Genomic DNA, 19,651 nt, shown 5'->3' on the forward strand with positions numbered 1-19,651 from the left:
CCTCAGATCGTCTGCTTCTTGCCATCCTTCATCGGCATCAGGTCGATACCATTCACCTTGGCGATATGAGTCGCCAGCATCGGCACGAACTGCTCGGCCGGCCCGGTGGCATGGGCGCCGGCGAAGGAATTCTTGGTGGCGTTGCCGAGCGGGTTGGCGATGCCCGCCGCGCCCGCCATCGATTCCAGATAGGTCAGGTCCTTGAAGGCATTGGCGATGGTGAATTTGTGGGCGTCGCGGTCGCCTTCCAGCGTCCAGCGCATGAAGGTCTGGTAGAAGCCGCAATCCATGCGGCCGTTGCGGATGACGCTGTCGAAACGCGGCGGCGAGATGCCGACCTTCTCGGCCAGCGCCAATGCCTCGGAATAGATGGCGGCGTAACCGAGCGAGATGAAATTGTTGAGCAGCTTCATGCGATGGCCGTCGCCGGTGTCGCCGATATGGACGATGCGGCCAGCCCAGGTGTCGATCACCGGCTTGACCCTGGCGAAGACGGCGTCGGGCGCGCCGACCATGGCGTCGAGCGTGCCTTCCCACGCTTCCTTCGGCGTGCGGCTTAGCGGCGCGTCGACATAGTCGACGCCGAGCGCCTTGAGTTCGGCCGCGAGCGCCACCGTCGAGACCGGATCCGAGGTCGAGCAGTCGACGACGACCGACCCCTTCTTCAAACCCTCCTTGAGGCCGCCGGGACCGCGAATAATGGCCTCCACCTCGCGCGAGCCGGTGACGCAGATGAAGACGATATCGGATGCGGCCGCCACGTCTCGGGAGGTCGATGCCTCACGAGCGCCCCGGCCGAGAAGATCCTCCGCCGGCTTGCGGTTCTTGCGGCCGAGAAAGGTCAGGGAATAGCCCTTGTCGACGATGTTCTTGGCGATGCCGTGACCCATCAGGCCAAGGCCGACAAAGCCGATTGTCTCGCTGGTGGCGGTGGTGTTCATGCTGTCTGTCCTGTCCTGTGATTATCGATAATGTTGCCGCTGTTTTAGCCATAGACGGTTGCAGAAAGCAATATTGTCTGACAATAGACGTAAATCCCAGGACTTTCGTGGAGACCAGAAATGACCAAGCGGATCATGTTCACCGGCGGCAGCGGCAAGGCTGGACGCCACGTCGTGCAATATCTGGTGGAGCAGGGCTGCCAGGTGCTCAACATCGACACCAAACCGCTCGACAATCCCAAGGTGCGCACGCTGATCACCGACATCACCGACAGCGGCCAGGTGTTCAACGCGCTGTCGAGCTATATGGGGCTGCACGAATTCGATCCGTCGCTGCGGCCGCAGCCCGTCGACGCCGTGGTGCATTTCGCCGCCATCCCACGCATCATGATCACACCCGACAACGAGGTGTTCCGCATCAACGCGATGGGCACCTACAACGTCATCGAGGCCGCGGTGAAGCTCGGCATCCCCAAGGTGATCATCGCTTCCAGCGAGACGACCTACGGCCTGGTGTTCGCCAACGAGCCGCGCGACCCCACGCACTTTCCGCTCGACGAGGAATATGACGTCGATCCGATGGACAGCTATGCGCTGTCCAAGATCGTCAACGAAAAGACGGCGCGCGCCTTCGCGCAGCGCAACGGCACGGACATCTATGCCTTGCGCATCGGCAACGTCATCGAGCCGCACGAGTATTCGCTGTTTCCGAAATGGTTCGCCGACCCGGGCTTTCGCAAACGTATCGCCTGGAGCTACATCGACGCGCGCGACCTTGGCCAGATCACGCTGCGCGCCATCGAGAAGGACGGGCTGGGCTACCAGGTGTTCAACGCCGCCAATGACGACACCTCGTCCGATCTGCCGACCGCCGAACTCCTGAAGCGGTTCTATCCCGGCGTGCCGGTCAAGGGCGAACTCGGCGAATACGAGACGCTGCTATCGAACCGCAAGGCGCGCAACATGCTCGGCTTCCGGCCGGAGCATAGCTGGCGCAAATACGTCAAGACCGCCTGAGCGAGGTCGAATCGCGCTGGGTTGTGCATAGAAGCCGGCTTTGCCGCCCAATGGCCGCACCGCGCTTGACAGCTTCCCTAAACCGGCCTTTCTGGAATTCATGCGGGACGCGAGGCCGAACAAGGAAAAATCGCCCAAAAAGGCTGAAGCCGGCGAACGCCCGGCAGGTGTTCGCCGGCCCGACGCGGCGCGCATTCCCGGCTCCAGCGTACACACGTCGCTGGCCAGCGAGATCGGGCTCAGGATCGTGCGCGGCGACTATCCGCCCGGCACCATCCTGCCCAACGAAGCCAAGTGGTCGGAGACCTTCAGCGTCAGCCGGTCGGCGGTGCGCGAGGCGATCAAGATGCTGATGGCCAAGAGCCTGCTGGCATCGCGCCCCAAGATCGGCAGTTGGGTCGAACCGAAAGAACGCTGGAACCTGCTCGACCGCGATGTGCTCGCCTGGTACGCGACGTCGCCCGACCGCGAGGTGTTCCTGAGGACGGTGCAGGAATTCCGCCACATCATCGAGCCGGAAGCGACCGCCTTTGCCGCCATGCGGCGGACCGACGAGCAGATGGCCGAGATCAGCCAGGCTTGCCGGGAGATGGGCGAGGCGAAAAGTCTGCAGGAACGGACCCGCGCCGACACCCGCTTCCACCTCGCAATCCTGCGTGCCTCCGGCAATGACCTGCTGGTCCCGCTCGGCGTGCTGATCGAATCCGCCTTCGATCACCTGTTTGCCTACACGACCCGCGAACTCGACGATTTGCAGCTCGCCCAGAAGATGCACGAGGCAATCGAAAAGAATATTCGCCTGCAGCGGCCGGATGCGGCGCGCAATGCCGTGCGCAAGCTGCTGGCCAATACCGACAACGTCATTCGTTCGCGATAGAACTTCAGCGACACAGCCATTTGCGCGGGTGTTTCCGCCTTGCCGGCTCGAAGCAATTGAGGCCGCCACCGTCAAAAAACTCAAAAGCCTGTGTCGGATCGGCCGTGTGATAACCGTCCTTGGGGTATCGAACAGAGACCACGAAGGAGTATCGACATGCCCAGCACCGTTCGTCTGCATCGCGTTCTGACCACCAGCCCGGAGAAGGTCTACCGTGCGTTCCTCGAGGCCGATGCGCTTGCCAAATGGCTTCCGCCGAACGGTTTCACCTGCACGGTCCATCACTTCGAGGGCAAGGTCGGCGGCACGTTCAAGATGTCGTTCCGCAACTTCACCACTGGCGACAGCCACTCGTTTGGCGGTGAGTATGTCGAGCTCGTCGCGGGCGAACTCCTGCGCTACACCGACAGGTTCGACGATCCCAACTTGCCCGGCGAGATCGAGGTGACCGTGACGTTGAAGAAAGTGTCCGTGGGCACCGAAGTGAACATCACCCAGGCCGGTATCCCGGATGTCATTCCGGCGGAAGCTTGCTATCTCGGCTGGCAGGAATCGCTGCGGAACCTGGCCAGGCTCGTCGAACCCGACATCAAGCAATAGGACGCCCTGTCCAGTCAGGAGCCATTGGCGGGCGAGGGCGGCTAGTCCTCCTTTGGCCGCCCGAATGCTTCGCGCAGTTCGTCCTTGGCGTCCTCGAGGACCTTCTTGCGCGCCGCGGGCAGGTTCTTGCCGGCCCTGTTGATGTAGAAATTCAGCATCGATATGGCGGACTGGAAGGGTTCGGCCTTGCGGCGGTGGCTGTGTTCGGCCGACCGCTTGAGCGAGGCGGCAATCTTCTTGGCGTCGTCGGATTCGAAGACATGCTCCTCGAGATCCATCGCATCGCTGTGCTCGGTTACCTCGGCCGACCATTTCTGCTTGGTGGCGGTCATGGCTGGACTCCTTTGCGGGGTTGCTGATCGGAAACTCCACACATGGATGTCGGTTCCCACCTGCCTTTCCGCTCTGGAGCCACGGATTTGCCTGTCGTGGCGCTGCTATGGACGGGGAATGCGCGGATAGTGGCGACAACGGCGACCGGTTTTCGAGACCGCCGACAGGAAACGCCTTTGACCCGAACCGACTTGAGCCGGCCCAGTCCCGGTATCGACAGCTCCTACGCCTGGATGCGGCTGGCCATCTCGATGCTGCTGGCGACAATCGGCGCGGTCGGCATGTGGGCCGTTGTCGTGGTGCTGCCGGCGGTACAGGCCGAGTTCGGCGTCGACCGCGCCGCGGCATCCATGCCCTACACCGCGACCATGGTCGGCTTTGCCGCCGGCAATGTGCTGGTCGGCCGCGCCATCGACCGCATGGGTTACTGGATTCCGGCGCTGTTCTCCTCGATCGCGCTCTCCGCCGGCCTCCTGCTCGCGGCGCTGTCGACCTCGATCCTGCAATTCACCCTTGCCCAAGGGGTGCTGATCGGTCTCGGCACATCGGTGATCTTCGGACCGTTGATCGCCGATATCTCGCACTGGTTCAATCGTCGCCGCGGCGTCGCCGTCACGGCGGCGGCGGCCGGCAATTACCTCGCCGGAGCGATCTGGCCCACCATCATGCCGACGCTGATCAAGGCGGAAGGCTGGCGCTTCACCTATGCGGCAATCGGCGTCTTCTGCCTGGTCACCATGGTGCCGCTGGTGTTGTTGCTGCGGCGCGGCGCGCCGGAAGCGGCTGCCGCCGGCTCGCCCGGAAGCCGGTCGGTGCAGCCGATTCCTATGTCGCCGGGGGCAATGCAGGCGCTGCTGGTCGTCGCCGGCTTGGGTTGCTGCGTGGCGATGTCGATGCCCCAGGTTCACATCGTCGCCTATTGCATGGATCTTGGCTACGGCATGGCGCATGGCGCCGACATGCTGTCGATCATGATGGCGGCGGGCGTCGTCAGCCGGCTTGCCTCGGGCTTCGTCGCCGACCGCATCGGCGGCGTCAAAACCCTGCTCATCGGCTCGGTGCTGCAATGCCTGTCATTGCTGTTCTATATCCCGTTCGACGGGCTCGCCTCGCTCTATGTCGTGTCGCTGGTCTTCGGCCTGTCACAAGGCGGCATCGTGCCTTGCTATGCGATCATCGTGCGCGAGTACCTGCCGGCCAAGGAGGCCGGCCAGCGTATCGGTATCGTCATGATGGCGACGATTTTCGGCATGGCGATCGGCGGCTGGATGTCGGGCTGGATCTACGACCTGACCGGCTCGTACGCCGCCGCGTTCCTGAACGGCATCGCCTGGAACCTCTTGAACATACTGGCGATCGGCCTGTTCATGTGGAAGGCGAGGCACAGGGCCGCCTTAGCCGCCTGAGGAAGGCCAGGCACAGCCACTCGGTGGCTCGGCTTGACAACAGCCAGTCCCTGCGCGACGCCAGGGGCCGATGGGTGCGGCAACAGGCCGGTGAGATGGCGACAGCTGGAAATATCGCATTGCGGGCGCGCTTCGATGGCCATGCGCATGGGCCAAGGCCTTGATCAAGCCGCGCTCGCGCCGGGGCGGTGGCCGCCCGACCATATCGGATGTGGCACGCAAGGCAGGCGTCGGCGCCATCACCGTTTCGCGCGCGCTGCGCGAGCCGGTGCGCGTTTCCGAGGAACTGCGCCGCCAGATCCTGGCCGCCGTCGAAGAACTTGGCTATGTGCCGGACCCGAACGCACGCGCGTTGGCCTCGGCGCGGGCTGAAGTGTTCGGCGTGTTGGTGCCTTCGCTGACCAACAACGTCTTCGCCGAGGTGGTGCGCGGCATCTATGACAGCCTGTCGGACAGCCCCTTCCGCATTCAGCTCGGCAACACGCACTATTCCGGACTGGAGGAAGAGCGGCTGCTGCAGCTGTTCGGCTCCCAGCGGCCGGCAGCGCTGATCGTTGCCGGCATCGACCAGACGCCCACCTCGCGAAAGCTCTTGGAGAATGCCGGTTGCCCGGTGGTTCAGGTGATGGAGACCGGACCCGATCCCGTGGACATGATGGTCGGCTTCTCGCATCTCGACGGCGGCAGGACGGCGACCGAGCACCTGATCGAGGCGGGGTATCGCCGGATCGGTTTCATCGGTGCACGCATGGATCCGCGCTCGCAGCGGCGCCTGGCTGGTTACCGCGCGGCGATGGAGAGGGCCGGGCTGTTCGACCCGCGCCTGGTCACCACCACGCCGGTGCTTTCCAGCGTGTCGCTTGGCCGTGAATTGTTCCGCGACGCCCTTGCCAAGATGCCGACGCTCGACGGCGTTTTCTGCAACAATGACGATATCGCGCTCGGTGTGCTGTTTGAATGCCATCGCGCCTCGATCGATGTGCCGAAGACCATCGGCATCGTCGGCTTCAACGATCTCGAGATGATGCAGGTGGCATTTCCGTCGATCACCAGCATCCGCACCCATCGCTACGAAATCGGCAGGCGCGCTGTCGCCATGGCGCTGGCGGCCATCGCCGGTGATCGGCCGCAGGAGCGTGTCGTCGACCTCGGCTTCGAGCTCAAGCGGCGCGAGAGCACGGCACGCTGAAGCAGTTTAGACCCTGCTGAAATCAGCCTTTACAGGCATTCTTGGTAGCGCTACCATTCGAACCGGCATCAAGTCTAAGCGCTGTTTATTATACATAAGCGACAGAATTTTCCTTGTTTATTATTGATAATATGATACTTTCGTTGCAGCTTAAGGAAGCAACGAGGAGGGAGAGGTCGGTGCTGGCCACCTGACGTGCGTGGCCGGCCAGGGCGGGAGGTGCTGGGGCGAACACGTCATTCTACTGCAGCTAAACAAACAAGTCAGAACTGCAACTGGGAGGAATATCGATGATCAAGTCACTCGTTGGTGGCATCGTTGCCGCCACTGCATTCGTCATGTTGAGCTCAGCGGCGATGGCCGGAGGCCCGGAAATCGTCAAGGGACCGGCAGCCGAGCCGGACTGCTTTGCCCCATGGGCAGCCGATACGCAATTCTTCAAGTTTCCCAAGAAGGCCGGACCATACCGCATTGCGTTGGCCAACGGCTACATCGCCAACACCTGGCGCATCCAGATGGTGCAGACCGCCAAGGCGTATGCGGCACAGCCGGATGTCGCCAAAAAGCTGAAGGAATTCAAGGTTGTGTCGACCGGCGAGGACGTCCCGGCGCAGATCTCCGCGATCAACAATTTCATCGATTCCGGCTTTGACGCGATCGTCGTCAACGCGCAGAACCCGACCGCATTCGGACCAGTCATCAAGCGTGCGAAGGAGGCCGGTGTCGTGCTGGTCGCCTTCGACAACATCCTCGACACCAAGGATGCCATCAACGTCAACGTCGACCAGAAGGGCCTTGGCGCGTTGTGGGGCAAGTGGTTGGTCTCGCATGTCCCGAACGGCGGAAAGGTACTCGAAGTGCGCGGCGTCGCCGGCACTTCCGTCGACACGGACCGTCATGCCGGCATCCACGAGGTCCTCGACGGCTCCGGCAAGAAATGGGAAGTCACCGAGGTGGTCGGCAAATGGGACGACGGCGTTGCCCAGAAAGCCACGGCGGACGCGATTGCCACAAACGGACCGTTCGACGGCATCACCGGGCAAGGCGGCGACACCGGCATCGTGCAGGCGATGATGGATGCCAAGCATCCATTCGTTCCGTTCGGCGGCGAGACGGAGAACGGTTTTCGCAAGTTCTGTGCCGCGCATGCCGGCGACGGCTTGAAGTGCTCTTCGGCTGGCACCGGCCCCGCCCAGGTGGCGGTGGCAATCAAGACGGCAATCGCGGCCCTCGAAGGCAATGTCGTGCCGCAATCGGTGAAGCTGCCGCTGGCTATTGTGGAGGATCCGAACTTCAAGGCTGGCCAGGATTTCTTCCCCGACCAGTCCGACAATTTCTTCGTCGGCAACTCCTTCCCAACCTGCGGCATCAATTTCAGCGCCCAGGAAATCATGGGGCAGACCAAGGAAAACCAGTAGGCTCACTGCTATCGCCGGCGCCGCGGGTCAACCCGCGGCGCCAGCCCTGAAATCCCATGATTGCCCCTGGGAGGGTTGATGGACGGTGCGGCTCCACTCTTTCGCATGGAAGGCATTTCCAAGCGCTATGGCGGCGTGCGGGCGCTGGAAAAGGCCGAGCTGACGGTCGAGACCGGCAGCATCCATGCCATCCTCGGTGAAAACGGGGCTGGCAAGTCGACGCTGATCAAGGTCATGGCGGGTGTCGTGGCGCCTGATGAAGGCCGCATGATGCTGGATGGGCGCGAAGTGACCTTCGCTTCGCCCGGTGCGGCGAACAAGGCCGGCATCGTCTGCATCTTCCAGGAATTGTCGCTGATCCCCGAACTCAGCGTTGCCGACAACATCGTCATTTCGGATCCACCCAAACGCTTCGGCATGATCGATCGCAAGGCGCAGCGCCGCATCGCCGAGGACGCGCTGGCGCGGGCGGGCGCCGCCGACATCCATCCGCTGGCGCTGGTTAAGGACCTGCCGCTGTCACGGCGCCAGATGGTGGAGATCGCCAAGGCCTTGGCGCGCAAGCCGCGTATCCTCATCCTCGACGAGGCGACGTCGGCGCTGACTGCCGCCGATGTCTCGAAGATTTTCGGCGTGCTGAAGCGGCTGCGTTCGGAAGGGCTGGCGCTGCTCTACATCTCGCACCGCATGAACGAGATCGCCGAACTCGCCGACCACTGCACGGTGTTCCGCAATGGGCGCAACGTCGCCAGCTACAAGGCCGGCTCGAAGAGCGACAACGAGGTGGTCGAACTGATGATCGGCCGCGAGTACAGCCATATCTTTCCGCCCAAGCCGCCGGCGGCAGCGGCCAACGCCGCCCCCAGGCTCGAGGCGCGCAAATTGTCCTGGGCCGACCGGTTGGACAACATCTCGCTGACCGTCAGGGCAGGAGAGGTCGTCGGCCTCGGGGGGCTCGACGGCCAGGGCCAGCGCGAACTGCTGCTTGCTTTCTTCGGTGTGCTGCGTGGCCTCTCGGGCGAGGTGCTGATCGACGGCAAGCCGGTGACGATTACCAGCCCGGCGGCGGCCCGCGAGGATGGCATCGGCATGGCGCTCATCCCGGAAGACCGCAAGACCGAAGGCCTGATGCTGCCGATGACGGTGCGCGAAAACCTGTCCTTCGCCGCGCTTGACCGGCTGTCGAAAGGGGGCATCATCGACCGCGCCACCGAGCAGCGGCTGATCGACGACATGGTCGGCCTGCTGGCGATCAAGACGGCCGGTCTCGACATCCCGGTCGGCGCGCTGTCGGGCGGCAACCAGCAGAAGGTGGTCATCGCCAAATGGCTGATGCGCCAGCCGCGCATCATCCTGCTCAACGATCCGACGCGCGGGATCGATGTCGGCACCAAGCAGGAAATCTATCAGCTGATGCGCAAGCTGGCGGACGCGGGCGCGGCGATCCTGTTCTATTCGACCGATTATGACGAGTTGATCGGCTGCTGCGACCGCGTGCTGGTGCTCTATGACGGGGCGGTCAAGCGCGAACTGGTCGGCGCCGAGATCACCGAACGGGCGCTGATATCGAGCGCGCTCAACATCCATGGCGAGGAGAGCCCGGTGGGCCTGGGAGCGGAAGCGTGAAAGATTGGCGCTACTGGCTGGCCGAGCAGCGCGGAACGCTGCTGGCGCTCGGCATCTTCATCGTCATGTTCGTCATCTACACCTCCAACCATCCGGCGGGCTTCACCGCCAATGTCGTGCAGACGGCCGCGAACAAGGGCGTGCTGCTTGCCTTCGTCGCCATGGCGCAGACACTGGTCGTCATCACCTCCGGCATCGACCTGTCCGTCGGCATGATCTTCCTGCTCACCAACTGCCTGGCCTCCTGGCTGGTGGTGGGCACGCCGATGCAGACCACGCTCGGCGTCATCGCCGTGCTGGCGGCGGGCCTTCTGTGCGGCGCCATCAACGGCGCCATCGTCATCTATGGGCGGCTGCAGCCGATCGTCGCCACCATCGCCACCGGCGCGGTCTATTACGGAGTGGGCCTCCTGCTGCGCCCATTCCCGGGCGGCTCGGTCAACGAGGACCTGGCCGATGCCATGACAGGACGTTTTTTCGATCTGGTGCCGGCAAGCCTGGTCGTGCTGCTGGCGGTCGTGCTGTTGATCTGGGTGCCGTTCAGCCGTTCGGTACTCGGCCGTGCCGCCTACGCGGCCGGCTCTTCGGAAACGGCTGCCTACATGTCTGGCGTGCCGATCCGTCGCGGCAAGTTTGCCGCCTACACACTGGCCGGCCTGCTGGCCGCGATCGGCGGGCTGTTCCTCACCTTCTTCACCTATACGGGGGAGGCAGCCTATGCCAGCGGCAACGCCTACACGCTGTTTTCGATCGCGGCCGTGGTGCTGGGTGGCGTCTCCTTGTTCGGTGGCAAGGGCAGTGCCATCGGCGCCATCTTCGGCGCGCTGGCCTTCCGCACGATCGGCGATCTTCTGTTCGTCTTCGACTTCGATCCGCTCTGGCAGCCGCTGTTCCAGGGCGTTATCCTGCTGGTCGCCGTCAGCCTCGGCGCCTTCGCCCTGTTTCGGGTCCGCAACCGGCTGGAGTGGTTCCTGTGAGCGAGACGACCTTGGGCGGCATTGCCGGCCGCATGCCGAAATTCATCCGCCGCGCCGATCCGGCGGTGCTGACGGCCTTTGCCTGCATCGTGGTGCTGCTGTTGGTGGGCAGCCTCTATTCGCGCAGCTTCCTGTCGCCTGAATATCTCTTGCAGCAGCTCAAGGTGGCTTCGTTCCTTGGCGTCATTGCCACCGGCATGATGCTGGTCATCCTGCTCGGCCAGATCGACCTGTCGGTGCCGTGGTCGGTGGCGGCGGGCGCGATGATGGCCTGCGCGGCGGCGGCCTATGGTCCGGCCGGCGTGGCGCTGGCGATCCCGTTCGGCATCTTCTGTGGCGTGCTGATCGGCGTCGTCAACGGCATTGGCGTCGCCTATCTGCGCATCCCCTCGATGATCATCACGCTGGCCACCAACGCCGTCGCGCAAGGGCTGATGGTGGTCTACACCGGGGGATTCTCGCCGCAGGATTCGGCCACTGGCGCCATGCGCTACCTGGCCACCGGCTTCACCATTCCGGGCGTCCCCAACGCGGTCATCATCTGGGCGCTGATCGGGGCCGCGATGGTGTTCGTGCTGACCCGCAGCGGTTTTGGCCGCGCGGTCTATGGCATCGGCAACCGCGAGCGCGCCGCCTATCTCTCCGGCATCGACACAAGACGCGTGGTGATGATCGCCTTTGCCGTCTCCGGCGGGCTCTCCGCCTTTGGCGGCGTGCTGCTGGCGGGTTACGCCTCCAAGGCGGCGCAATCTATGGGGGATGCCTATCTGCTGCCGTCGATCGCGGCCGTCGTGCTCGGTGGCACCTCGATCCTGGGTGGGCGCGGCTCCTATCTCGGCACGGTCGCGGGCGTGATCCTGATCACGCTGCTGCAATCCATCCTGTCGGTCATGCAGATGCCCGAGGCGGGACGGCAGATCATCTATGGCGTCGTCATCGTCGCCATGCTCCTTCTCTACGGCCGCGCGCCGGCGAGCCGCTGACGGTGGACGAAAAGGCAGCGCAGGCGCCGACGGGCGCTTCCGGTTTGGCACCTCCGGCTATCGTGGTGATGGGCGTCGCCGGCTGTGGCAAGTCAGCCTTCGGTCTCGCGCTGGCCGCCGCGCTGGGTGCCGTCTTTATCGAGGGCGACAGGCTGCATCCGCCCGAAAACGTCGCCCGCATGGCGCGGGGCGAGCCGCTCACCGATCAACTGCGCGAGGGCTGGCTCGACGCGATCGGCGAGCAGATCGCGGCGTCGATCGGCAACGGCCAAGGTGTGGTCGCCGCCTGCTCGGCGCTGAAGCGCGGCTATCGCGAGCGGCTGCGCGGCTTTTGCCCCGATATCGTCTTCCTCTATCTGGAGATCGATCCGGCCACCGCGCGGCGGCGCGTCGGCAACCGCAAGGGCCATTTCATGCCGGCAAGCCTGGTCGACAGCCAGTTCGCCATCCTGGAGCCGCCGGGCCAAGACGAGCGGGCATTGACGCTCGACGCGACGCAGCCGGTCGACGAACTCGTCACCCAGGCATTGCGCTCGATGCGCCGCTCATGAGCCTTCTTCTCCGCTGATGCCGATGCCGTCCTGAGCTTCGGTCAACCGCTCATGGCGCGACCAGGACATCATCTGCTCGGGGCACTGCTTCAGCGCCTCCAGCAAGCGGTCGCGTTTCAGCAGGATGTAGTGTGCTTGCAGGGCCATGTTCTTGGCTCCGTCCCTGGTTGTGTTCACTGCCGTGAGCGCCGGTGCTGGCGGCACCAGTTCGGGGCTCAAGACGGCCCGGTATTGCCGGAAGGGCACGTCCTCGAAAGTCGACATGGCAAACAGGGCCGTCTTGCCTCGGGCGGCGAAATTCGCCGGTGCCGAGGCAAGGTGGGTCCAGCCGCTTTCGCCCAGTGCGGTTTCGGTGAAGGTCGAGCCGGCGTGGATGGTGTTGGTCATCAGCACGACGCCGTTCTGCTTCAGCATCTTCTGAATGCGGATGGTGACCTGATAGGCGTCGTCACGGTCGAAGACGATTCGGCTTTTCAGGAACCGGTTCTCGACATGAATCATTGGCGGGTTGAGGAAGCGCTGGCCGAACACCGTCTCGGACACGCCATGCGTGTTGACGCTGACCTGATGCGCTTCGATGCCGGCCTCGTGTATGGCGCGCTTGCCGATCATCGTCTGGGCGGTGAACTGATCGCACCAGAGGATCGCGCCGTGGCCGCGTTGCAAGGCTGCCTGCAAGCCTTCGAGGCCCTCCAGCCGGATCGTCGGCGTCCAACGGCCGGCGACCAGATGCGCGGCAAGTTGCATGCGGCGGCGATGGCGCGCCGTGAGCATTGCCTCGAACAGCTTGCGCGCATCGATGCCGTCGCCGAGCACCGCGCGCGTTGCGGCGGCATAGGCGCGGAAGTCCTTGCGCATATGGCGCTTCAAGCGAAACCTCGACGCCCAATCGCAGATCGGCGACCACCAGCGCACCGGCAGCGCTGCCGCGACCGCGAGGTAGAAGAGGGTAATCAGGCTTTCGCGAAGATCCCTGGTGGAGAAGCGGCGGAGCCTGCCGGGATTGGCCAGCTTGCGGCTGAAGAAGCGCACGTCCTCGGCATATTCGGGAACAAAGACGTCGGCGATGATTTCGGTGCGAAAGCTGGCTGCCGATGGCTGCTTGCGGGCGGCTTTTCGGGATTTCGTAAACCTCGACAGCCTCATCCACCCGGCTCTAGATTTGTGAAGTCAACTCGACCGGGAAATCGTCATTATCGGCATCGCGCATGGCGGCGAGGCTACGGTTGTCCAGCACCTCGGCGATCGCCTGGCGCACTTCCAGCATCATGTGCCGGACCTGGCAGGTCGCCTCGTCGCAATCCTCGCAGCGCTGATACTGCGTGCGGCTGGCGCAAGGTATCGGCGCCAGCGGCCCGTCGAGCACGCGCACGACATGGCCGATCTTGATCTCGGAAGCCGGGCGGGCGAGGCGATAGCCGCCTTCCTTGCCCTTGCGGCTCTGGACGAAGCCGGCGTTGCGCAATTCGCCCAGTATGGCATCGAGGAATTTCTTCGGGATGTTGTTGGCGACGGCGATGTCGTTGACGAAGGCCAGTTGGCCAACCGGAAGATTGGAAAGATGCACGAGGGCCTTGAGGCCGTATTTGCCTTTTTTCGTCAGCATGCCCTGATAACCCGTTGAAGCCCCAACCACCCCGCATCTGGCGGCTGTTTGTGTGCAAATGATGACGGCATTGCTTCCGCACGCCGCCGTTTCGCGAAAACAAAGCCATTGGAACGCATGTTAGGCACAAACGCGTTGATTCTTTGTAACGTTTTGCACGGAGGGCGCCGGATTTGCCTTATCGCCTGCATAAACAAGAAAAGCCGGCCCACGGCCGGCTTTTCTGATCGTTCTAACGGTCCGCGGAGATTTTAGCGGCTGCCATAGGCCTGGTCGAGCAGGCCGCCGGCGGCGAAATGCTCCTTTTGGACCTTGTCCCAACCGCCGAAGACGTCTTCCACCGTCAGCAGGCGCACATCCGGAAAATCGGCCTTGTATTTGGCCGCGACAGCCGCGTCGCGTGCGCGCAAGCCGTTGTCGGCGGCGATGCCCTGGCCCTCGGGCGTATAGAGAAAGTCGAGATAGCTCTTGGCCAGATCGCGCGTGCCGTGCTCGTCGGCGACCTTGTCGACGATCGCTACCGGGAACTCCGCCAGAAGGCTGACCGAAGGCGTGACCTGCTCGAATTTGTCGTCGCCATATTCCTTGCGGATGCCGCGCGTCTCGGATTCGAAGGTGATCAGCACGTCGCCGATCTCGCGCTGCACGAAGGTGGTGGTGGCGGCCCGCCCGCCTGTGTCGAAGATCGGCACGTTGTTGAACAGCTTGGTGATGAACTCCTTCACCTTGGCGTCGTCGCCCTTGAAGGCTTCCTTGGCGTAGGCGGTGGCCGCGAGATAGGTGTAGCGCGCATTGCCCGACGTTTTCGGGTTGGGGAAGATCACCTGCACGTCGTCGCGCACGAGATCGTTCCAGTCCTTGATGTGCTTGGGGTTGCCGGCACGGACGAGAAACGACGGCAGCGAATAGAAGGGCGAGGCATTGTCGGGAAAGTCCTTCTGCCAGTCGGCGGAGACAAGGCCCTTCTTGACCAGGAAGTCGACGTCGGTGACCTGGTTGAAGGTGACGACATCGGCGCCGAGGCCCTCGGCGATGGCGCGCGCCTGCGCCGAAGTGCCGGCATGCGACTGGTCGACGGTGACGCCCGGATGCTCTGATATGAAGGCCTTGTTGACCTGCACGAACAGTTCGCGGCCGACGTCATAGGAGGCGTTCAGCAGCTTGTCGGCCGACCAGGCTTGGGAGGATGCGAGGAGGAGACCGGCGGCGGCAACGCCGAGGAAAAATCGCTTCATGAAAAGGCTCCGGATGTAATGCTCTATTGCCAGACCATAGCCGGGGCGCGAAGGAGCGGCGAGGCATGGATTCAGGACTAGACCAGTGTTGCTAGAAAACTGTTTCCCAAACAGACATATCGTAGTTTTTTCTTTCACCTTTTGAGGTCGGTCCTCTTCAGCCTGTTTCTGATAAAAGCCACAAATAGATACACATTGTGTATGCGCAATGTTATGGTGGCGGAAAGGAGTCTTCCATGACGAAAGCCGCGCCCGAAACCCACGCCAAGCCTGTCAATCTGCGCATCCGAGAGGATATGCGCATACTGATCGACCGCGCCGCGAAAATACGTGGGAAAACCCGCTCCGACTTCATGATCGACGCCGCCTATCGTGCGGCCGAGGACACGCTACTCGACCAGACCCTGATCAAGGTGGATCCGGAGAGTTACCGGCATTATCTCGACATCCTCGATAAACCGCCGAGCGGGGAAGGTTTTGGGCGCCTCATGAACGTGCCCAAGCCATGGCGGGACTGATGCTATCGGCGCCCACGCCCCTGGCAGAAAACCACGATCTCGGCCTTTTCCAAAGCGGAACAGAAAGTCTCGACCAATGGCTTCGCCGCAGGGCACGGGCCAACCAGGTCAGTGGCGCATCGCGTACTTATGTGGTGGCGGAAGGCACACGCGTTGTCGGCTACTACTGCTTGTCTTCGGGCGGGCTTGATCTGGCGGAAGCGCCCGGCATTGTTCGCCGCAACATGCCAGATCCCATTCCGATGGTCGTGCTCGGGCGTCTCGCGGTGGATGGAAGCTGGCAACGGAAGGGGCTGGGCGCGGCGCTTCTGCAAGATGCCGTCCTGCGCGCCAGTCAAGCCGCGACGATCCTCGGTATTCGCGGAATTTTTGTTCATGCCATATCGGATGAAGCGAAAGCCTTTTACGAGCACTACGGCTTTGCGGCCTCCCCGAAAAACCCGATGACCCTGGTGTTGTCGTTGAAGGCCAGGTGAAAGACCGCCACCGACCGGGACATCCCTGGGGCGGATTCACCGTGGTCCGATCGCTATGCAGCCGGGAACAGCTTCCAGCGCCCCGGGCGGAACGCCACGCGGCTCTTCTGCGCTGCCGGATGGTCGACCGGCAGCTCAATCTCGACCCGCTGGCGTTCGCCGCCGATTTCAAGTTCGACGCGCCTTGTGCCGGCGACGCGGCGGCTGGCCGCCACGGTGCCGGCGATGCAGCCGCTGCAGCCGTCCAGCAGTTCGACATCATGCGGACGGAAGTAAAGCATCGCATCGCCCTCGGACGCGTGCGGCGCCGACAATCCGATTGGACGGTCGGCCAGCCAGATCTCGCCATTCTCGACCTTGACCGGAAGGGAGCTCGATTCGCCGATGAAGCCGTAGACGAAGGGCGAATTCGGCGTGTCGTAGATGTCGTCGGCGGTGCCGACCTGCTCGATACGGCCCTGGCTCATCACCACGACACGGTCGGCCAGTTCCAGCGCCTCTTCCTGATCGTGGGTGACGAAGACGGTGGTGTGGCCGGTGGCGTCATGGATTTCCCGCAGCCAGCGGCGCAGTTCCCGGCGCACCTGCGCGTCGAGCGCGCCGAACGGCTCGTCGAGCAGCAGCACCTTGGGTTCGATGGCCATGGCGCGGGCGAGCGCCACGCGCTGGCGCTGGCCGCCCGAAAGCTGCGCGGGATAGCGCTTCTCCAGCCCTGAAAGCTGGACGAGATCGAGAAGCTCGGAAGCACGGCGGCGGATCTCCGCTGCTGGCGGCCGCGACGGTCCGTGCCGCACCTTGAGGCCGAAGCCGATATTGTCAGCCACCGTCATATGACGGAACAGCGCGTAGTGCTGGAAGACGAAGCCGACATTGCGCTCCTGGATCGATTTCTGCGAAGCGTCCTCGTCACCAAAGAAGATTTTCCCGCGTGTCGGCCGCTCCAGCCCGGCGATCAGTCTGAGCAAGGTCGTCTTGCCGGAGCCGGATGGTCCCAGCAACGCAATCAATTCGCCCGACTTGATGTCGAGCGACACGTCGTGAAGCGCCGGAAACCGCTCGAATTCCTTGCGCACGTTGGCAACGCGAACTTCCATACAATGAACCTTCTAATGTCCGCGCGTCGCGGCGAGTTCGGCGCCGTAGCGCATCTCGAGCAGTGTTTTCAAGACCAGTGTGACGAGCGCCAGCCCGGCAAGCAGCGAGGCGACGGCGAAAGCGCCGACGGCGTTGTACTCGTTGTAGAGGATTTCGACATGCAGCGGCATGGTGTTGGTCAGGCCGCGTATGTGGCCCGACACCACCGAAACCGCGCCGAACTCGCCCATGGCGCGCGCATTGCACAAAAGCACGCCGTAGAGCAGGCCCCATTTGACGTTGGGCAAGGTCACAAACCAGAAGGTCTGCCAGCCATTGGCGCCGAGCGAAAGGGCGGCCTCCTCGTCGCCATTGCCCTGTTCCTGCATCAGCGGGATCAGTTCGCGGGCGACGAAGGGGAAGGTGACGAAGACGGTGGCCAGCACAATGCCCGGCACGGCGAACAAGATCTGGATGCCATGTGCCTTCAGCCACTCGCCAAGCAACCCCTGGGCGCCGAACAGAAGCACATAGACCAGACCCGAAATGACGGGCGAGACCGAGAAGGGCAGGTCGATCAGCGTGGTGAGAAACGCCTTGCCCTTGAATTCGAACTTGGCGATCGCCCAGGCGGCGGAGATGCCGAAGACGACATTGAGAGGCACCGAGATCGCCGCGACAAGCAGTGTCAGGTGGATGGCCGAGCGTGCGTCCGGTTCGCCCAGTGCTTGCGTATAGGCGCCGACGCCTTTCGCCAGCGCCTCGTGGAAGACGATGATCAGCGGCAAAAGCAGGAAGATGCCGAGGAATGCGAAAGCGATGGCCATCAGCACGGCCTGCGCCGGGCGGCTTTCGGTCACCGCCGCCGAGCGGCTCTCGTGATACGGTTCGTAGGATTTGATCTCGGGATCAGCCATAGCGCTTGCGGCTCCATGTCTGCACCAGATTGACGACCAGCAGCATGACGAACGACAGCGCCAGCATGATTGCCGCGATCGCGGTCGCCGCTGGGTAATTGTATTCCTCCAGCCGGATAACGATCAGAAGCGGTGCGATCTCGGATTTGTAGGGCAGGTTGCCGGCGATGAAGATGACCGAGCCGTATTCGCCGACGCCGCGCGCGAAGGCGAGCGAGAAGCCGGTGATGATGGCCGGCGCCAGGCCCGGAAAGAGCACGCGGGTGATGATCTGGAAGCGGCTGGCGCCAAGCGTGGCGGCTGCTTCCTCCACCTCCTTGTCGATTTCCTCCATGATCGGCTGCACGGTGCGCACGACGAAGGGCAAGCCGATGAAGACCAGCGCGATGACGATGCCGAGCGGCGTGTAGGCGACCTTGATGCCGAGCGGCATCAGCAATTTGCCGATCCAGCCGTTCGGCGCGTAGAGCGTGGTCAGCGCGATGCCGGCCACCGCCGTCGGCAGCGCGAATGGCAGGTCGACCATGGCATCGACGATGCGGCGGCCGGGAAAGCGGTAACGCACCAGCACCCAGGCGACGAGCGTGCCGAAAACGACATTGACGACAGCCGCGATGAAGGCGGTGCCGAAGCTGATTTCAAGTGCGTTGAGGGTGCGGCGATCGGTGGCGATGGCCCAGAAATCGATCCAGCCGAGAGCGGCCGAACGCCAGATCAGCCCGGATAGCGGTATGAGGATGATGAGGGTGAGGTAGGCAAGCGAGAAGCCGAGCGTCAATCCGAAACCCGGAATGACGCTCGGCTGTCTGAACCGCCACCCCGCCTGCGCGGGTGCTGTGGTCATATCGTCCTGATCTAGGTTTTAGCTCACTGGGCCGGTTTGTAGATCTGGTCGAATATACCACCGTCGCCGAAATGATAAGGCTGTGCCTTCTTCCAACCACCGAAAAGCGGGTCGTCGATGGTGATCAGCTTGATAGGCGGCAGCTTGGCGAGATCCTCGGGCGGAACCAGTTCGGGCTTGGACGGCCGGTAATGGTTCTTGGCGATGATGGTCTGGCCTTCCTTGGAATAGAGGTAGCTCAGATAGGCCTCGGCCACCTTGCGCGTGCCCTTGGCGTCGACATTGGCATCGACCACGGCCACCGGCGGCTCGGCCAGGATCGAGGTCGGCGGATAGACGATGTCGAAATTGTCGGCGCCAAACTCGTCGAGCGCCAGATAGGCATCGTTTTCCCAGGCGATCAGCACGTCGCCAAGGCCTTTTTGCGCGAAGGTCACTGTCGAGCCGCGCGCACCGGTGTCGAGCACGGGAGCATTGGCATAGAGCTTGCCGACGAATTCCTTGGTCTTGGCTTCGTCGCCGCCATCATTGGCGTTGGCATAGGCCCAGGCCGCGAGATAGTTCCAACGCGCGCCGCCCGACGTCTTGGGGTTGGGCGTGATCACCTGGACGCCGTCCTTGACGAGGTCGTTCCAGTCGTGGATGCCCTTGGGATTGCCCTTGCGGACAAGGAAGATGATGGTCGAGGTGTAAGGCGCTGAATTGTTTTCGAATTTCTTGCGCCAATCGGGATTGATCTTTTTCGATTTGGAGACGATGGCATTGATGTCGCCTTCGAGAGCCAGCGTCACCACATCGGCGTCGAGGCCGTCGATCACGGCGCGGGCCTGGGCGCCCGATCCGCCATGTGACTGCTGGATCGTCACCGTCTCGCCGGTTTCTGTCTTCCAATGCGCGGCGAAGGCCTCGTCATAAGCCTTGTAGAGCTCGCGCGTCGGATCGTAGGACACGTTGAGAATGGTGGTGTCGGCAAACGCGAAACCGAGCGTGCCGAACTGGACAGATGTGGCGACCAGTGCGCCGAGCAGTTTCCTGAAATGAGGTTTGATCATTTCTGCCTCCG

General features: G+C 63.2%; 21 protein-coding genes. 12 read left to right on the forward strand and 9 right to left on the reverse strand.

The features are described 5' to 3' along the window. Window positions 1-2 precede the first annotated feature (2 nt). Window positions 3-941, reverse strand: coding sequence for an NAD(P)-dependent oxidoreductase (locus EN851_RS00355; RefSeq protein ID WP_127873189.1), 939 nt, complete (start codon window positions 939-941; stop codon window positions 3-5). A 120-nt stretch (window positions 942-1,061) separates the two neighbouring features. Here EN851_RS00355 and EN851_RS00360 point away from each other — a divergent pair, with 120 nt between their 5' ends. The 3 genes from EN851_RS00360 (at window position 1,062) to EN851_RS00370 (ending at window position 3,435) form a co-directional block, all read left to right on the forward strand. Then, entirely contained in the window at window positions 1,062-1,958 is an 897-nt protein-coding gene (locus EN851_RS00360) for an NAD(P)-dependent oxidoreductase (protein ID WP_135928298.1), read from the forward strand. A gap of 100 nt (window positions 1,959-2,058) precedes the next feature. After that, window positions 2,059-2,835: a FadR/GntR family transcriptional regulator gene (locus EN851_RS00365; RefSeq protein ID WP_135919312.1), complete on the forward strand. Its 777-nt coding sequence runs from the start codon at window positions 2,059-2,061 to the stop codon at window positions 2,833-2,835. A 156-nt stretch (window positions 2,836-2,991) separates the two neighbouring features. Then, entirely contained in the window at window positions 2,992-3,435 is a 444-nt protein-coding gene (locus EN851_RS00370; RefSeq protein WP_135919311.1) for an SRPBCC family protein, read from the forward strand. Between the two features lie 41 nt (window positions 3,436-3,476). Here EN851_RS00370 and EN851_RS00375 read toward each other — a convergent pair whose 3' ends face one another. Then, complete coding sequence (locus EN851_RS00375) at window positions 3,477-3,767, reverse strand: DUF3175 domain-containing protein (RefSeq protein ID WP_135928299.1); 291 nt, start codon at window positions 3,765-3,767, stop codon at window positions 3,477-3,479. A gap of 177 nt (window positions 3,768-3,944) precedes the next feature. Between EN851_RS00375 and EN851_RS00380 the strand changes: the two genes are divergently transcribed. From EN851_RS00380 to EN851_RS00410, 7 genes are all read left to right on the forward strand, one after another. Then, window positions 3,945-5,174, forward strand: a complete 1,230-nt coding sequence (locus EN851_RS00380) for an MFS transporter (protein WP_127279255.1) — start codon at window positions 3,945-3,947, stop codon at window positions 5,172-5,174. A gap of 160 nt (window positions 5,175-5,334) precedes the next feature. Beyond that, window positions 5,335-6,363, forward strand: coding sequence for a LacI family DNA-binding transcriptional regulator (locus EN851_RS00385; RefSeq protein WP_135866271.1), 1,029 nt, complete (start codon window positions 5,335-5,337; stop codon window positions 6,361-6,363). A 290-nt stretch (window positions 6,364-6,653) separates the two neighbouring features. After that, window positions 6,654-7,781: a sugar ABC transporter substrate-binding protein gene (locus EN851_RS00390; protein ID WP_135866273.1), complete on the forward strand. Its 1,128-nt coding sequence runs from the start codon at window positions 6,654-6,656 to the stop codon at window positions 7,779-7,781. A gap of 78 nt (window positions 7,782-7,859) precedes the next feature. Continuing rightward, complete coding sequence (locus EN851_RS00395; protein WP_135919308.1) at window positions 7,860-9,407, forward strand: sugar ABC transporter ATP-binding protein; 1,548 nt, start codon at window positions 7,860-7,862, stop codon at window positions 9,405-9,407. Beyond that, window positions 9,404-10,384 carry an ABC transporter permease gene (locus tag EN851_RS00400; protein WP_127280764.1) on the forward strand — a complete coding sequence of 327 codons (981 nt, stop codon included), beginning with the start codon at window positions 9,404-9,406 and terminating at the stop codon, window positions 10,382-10,384. Before EN851_RS00395 ends, EN851_RS00400 begins: the two co-directional genes overlap by 4 nt. Further along, window positions 10,381-11,367, forward strand: a complete 987-nt coding sequence (locus tag EN851_RS00405; protein ID WP_127873182.1) for an ABC transporter permease — start codon at window positions 10,381-10,383, stop codon at window positions 11,365-11,367. Before EN851_RS00400 ends, EN851_RS00405 begins: the two co-directional genes overlap by 4 nt. A 2-nt stretch (window positions 11,368-11,369) precedes the next feature. Next, window positions 11,370-11,918 (forward strand): gluconokinase, encoded by a 549-nt coding sequence (locus EN851_RS00410; RefSeq protein ID WP_127280762.1) that lies wholly within the window; start codon window positions 11,370-11,372, stop codon window positions 11,916-11,918. Here EN851_RS00410 and EN851_RS00415 read toward each other — a convergent pair. The 3 genes from EN851_RS00415 to EN851_RS00425 all read right to left on the reverse strand — a co-directional run bounded on the left by EN851_RS00415 (window position 11,913) and on the right by EN851_RS00425 (window position 14,759). Continuing rightward, the gene (locus EN851_RS00415) at window positions 11,913-13,064 is read right to left on the reverse strand and encodes a hypothetical protein (protein ID WP_135916679.1); all 1,152 of its coding nucleotides are present in this window, start codon (window positions 13,062-13,064) and stop codon (window positions 11,913-11,915) included. The two genes, EN851_RS00410 and EN851_RS00415, sit on opposite strands and share 6 nt — an antisense overlap. Before the next feature lie 10 nt (window positions 13,065-13,074). Beyond that, the gene (locus EN851_RS00420) at window positions 13,075-13,524 is read right to left on the reverse strand and encodes an Rrf2 family transcriptional regulator (protein WP_023769580.1); all 450 of its coding nucleotides are present in this window, start codon (window positions 13,522-13,524) and stop codon (window positions 13,075-13,077) included. A gap of 251 nt (window positions 13,525-13,775) precedes the next feature. Beyond that, complete coding sequence (locus EN851_RS00425) at window positions 13,776-14,759, reverse strand: sulfate ABC transporter substrate-binding protein (RefSeq protein ID WP_127280601.1); 984 nt, start codon at window positions 14,757-14,759, stop codon at window positions 13,776-13,778. A gap of 236 nt (window positions 14,760-14,995) precedes the next feature. Here EN851_RS00425 and EN851_RS00430 point away from each other — a divergent pair, with 236 nt between their 5' ends. Together EN851_RS00430 and EN851_RS00435 are read left to right on the forward strand one after the other, a co-directional pair. Then, a complete protein-coding gene (locus EN851_RS00430; RefSeq protein WP_135916677.1) occupies window positions 14,996-15,277 on the forward strand; it encodes a DUF1778 domain-containing protein in 282 nt (93 codons plus the stop codon). Then, the gene (locus tag EN851_RS00435) at window positions 15,277-15,753 is read left to right on the forward strand and encodes a GNAT family N-acetyltransferase (RefSeq protein ID WP_135919441.1); all 477 of its coding nucleotides are present in this window, start codon (window positions 15,277-15,279) and stop codon (window positions 15,751-15,753) included. The genes EN851_RS00430 and EN851_RS00435 overlap by 1 nt, the downstream gene beginning before the upstream one ends. Before the next feature lie 53 nt (window positions 15,754-15,806). Here the strand turns inward: EN851_RS00435 and EN851_RS00440 are convergent, their stop codons facing one another. Genes EN851_RS00440 through EN851_RS00455 form a run of 4 tightly spaced genes read right to left on the reverse strand, consistent with a single transcriptional unit; the run spans window position 15,807 to window position 19,640 of the window. Then, entirely contained in the window at window positions 15,807-16,847 is a 1,041-nt protein-coding gene (locus tag EN851_RS00440; RefSeq protein ID WP_127280599.1) for a sulfate/molybdate ABC transporter ATP-binding protein, read from the reverse strand. 12 nt (window positions 16,848-16,859) lie between these two features. Next, window positions 16,860-17,744, reverse strand: a complete 885-nt coding sequence (gene cysW, locus EN851_RS00445; protein ID WP_127278934.1) for a sulfate ABC transporter permease subunit CysW — start codon at window positions 17,742-17,744, stop codon at window positions 16,860-16,862. Continuing rightward, on the reverse strand, window positions 17,737-18,588 hold the full coding sequence (cysT, locus tag EN851_RS00450) for a sulfate ABC transporter permease subunit CysT (RefSeq protein ID WP_127278933.1): 852 nt from the start codon (window positions 18,586-18,588) through the stop codon (window positions 17,737-17,739). Before cysT ends, cysW begins: the two co-directional genes overlap by 8 nt. Before the next feature lie 23 nt (window positions 18,589-18,611). After that, window positions 18,612-19,640 (reverse strand): sulfate ABC transporter substrate-binding protein, encoded by a 1,029-nt coding sequence (locus tag EN851_RS00455; protein WP_135928300.1) that lies wholly within the window; start codon window positions 19,638-19,640, stop codon window positions 18,612-18,614. Window positions 19,641-19,651 lie beyond the last annotated feature (11 nt).

It is taken from the genome of Mesorhizobium sp. M8A.F.Ca.ET.208.01.1.1, from assembly GCF_004791315.1.
Classification (GTDB): Bacteria; Pseudomonadota; Alphaproteobacteria; order Rhizobiales; family Rhizobiaceae; genus Mesorhizobium.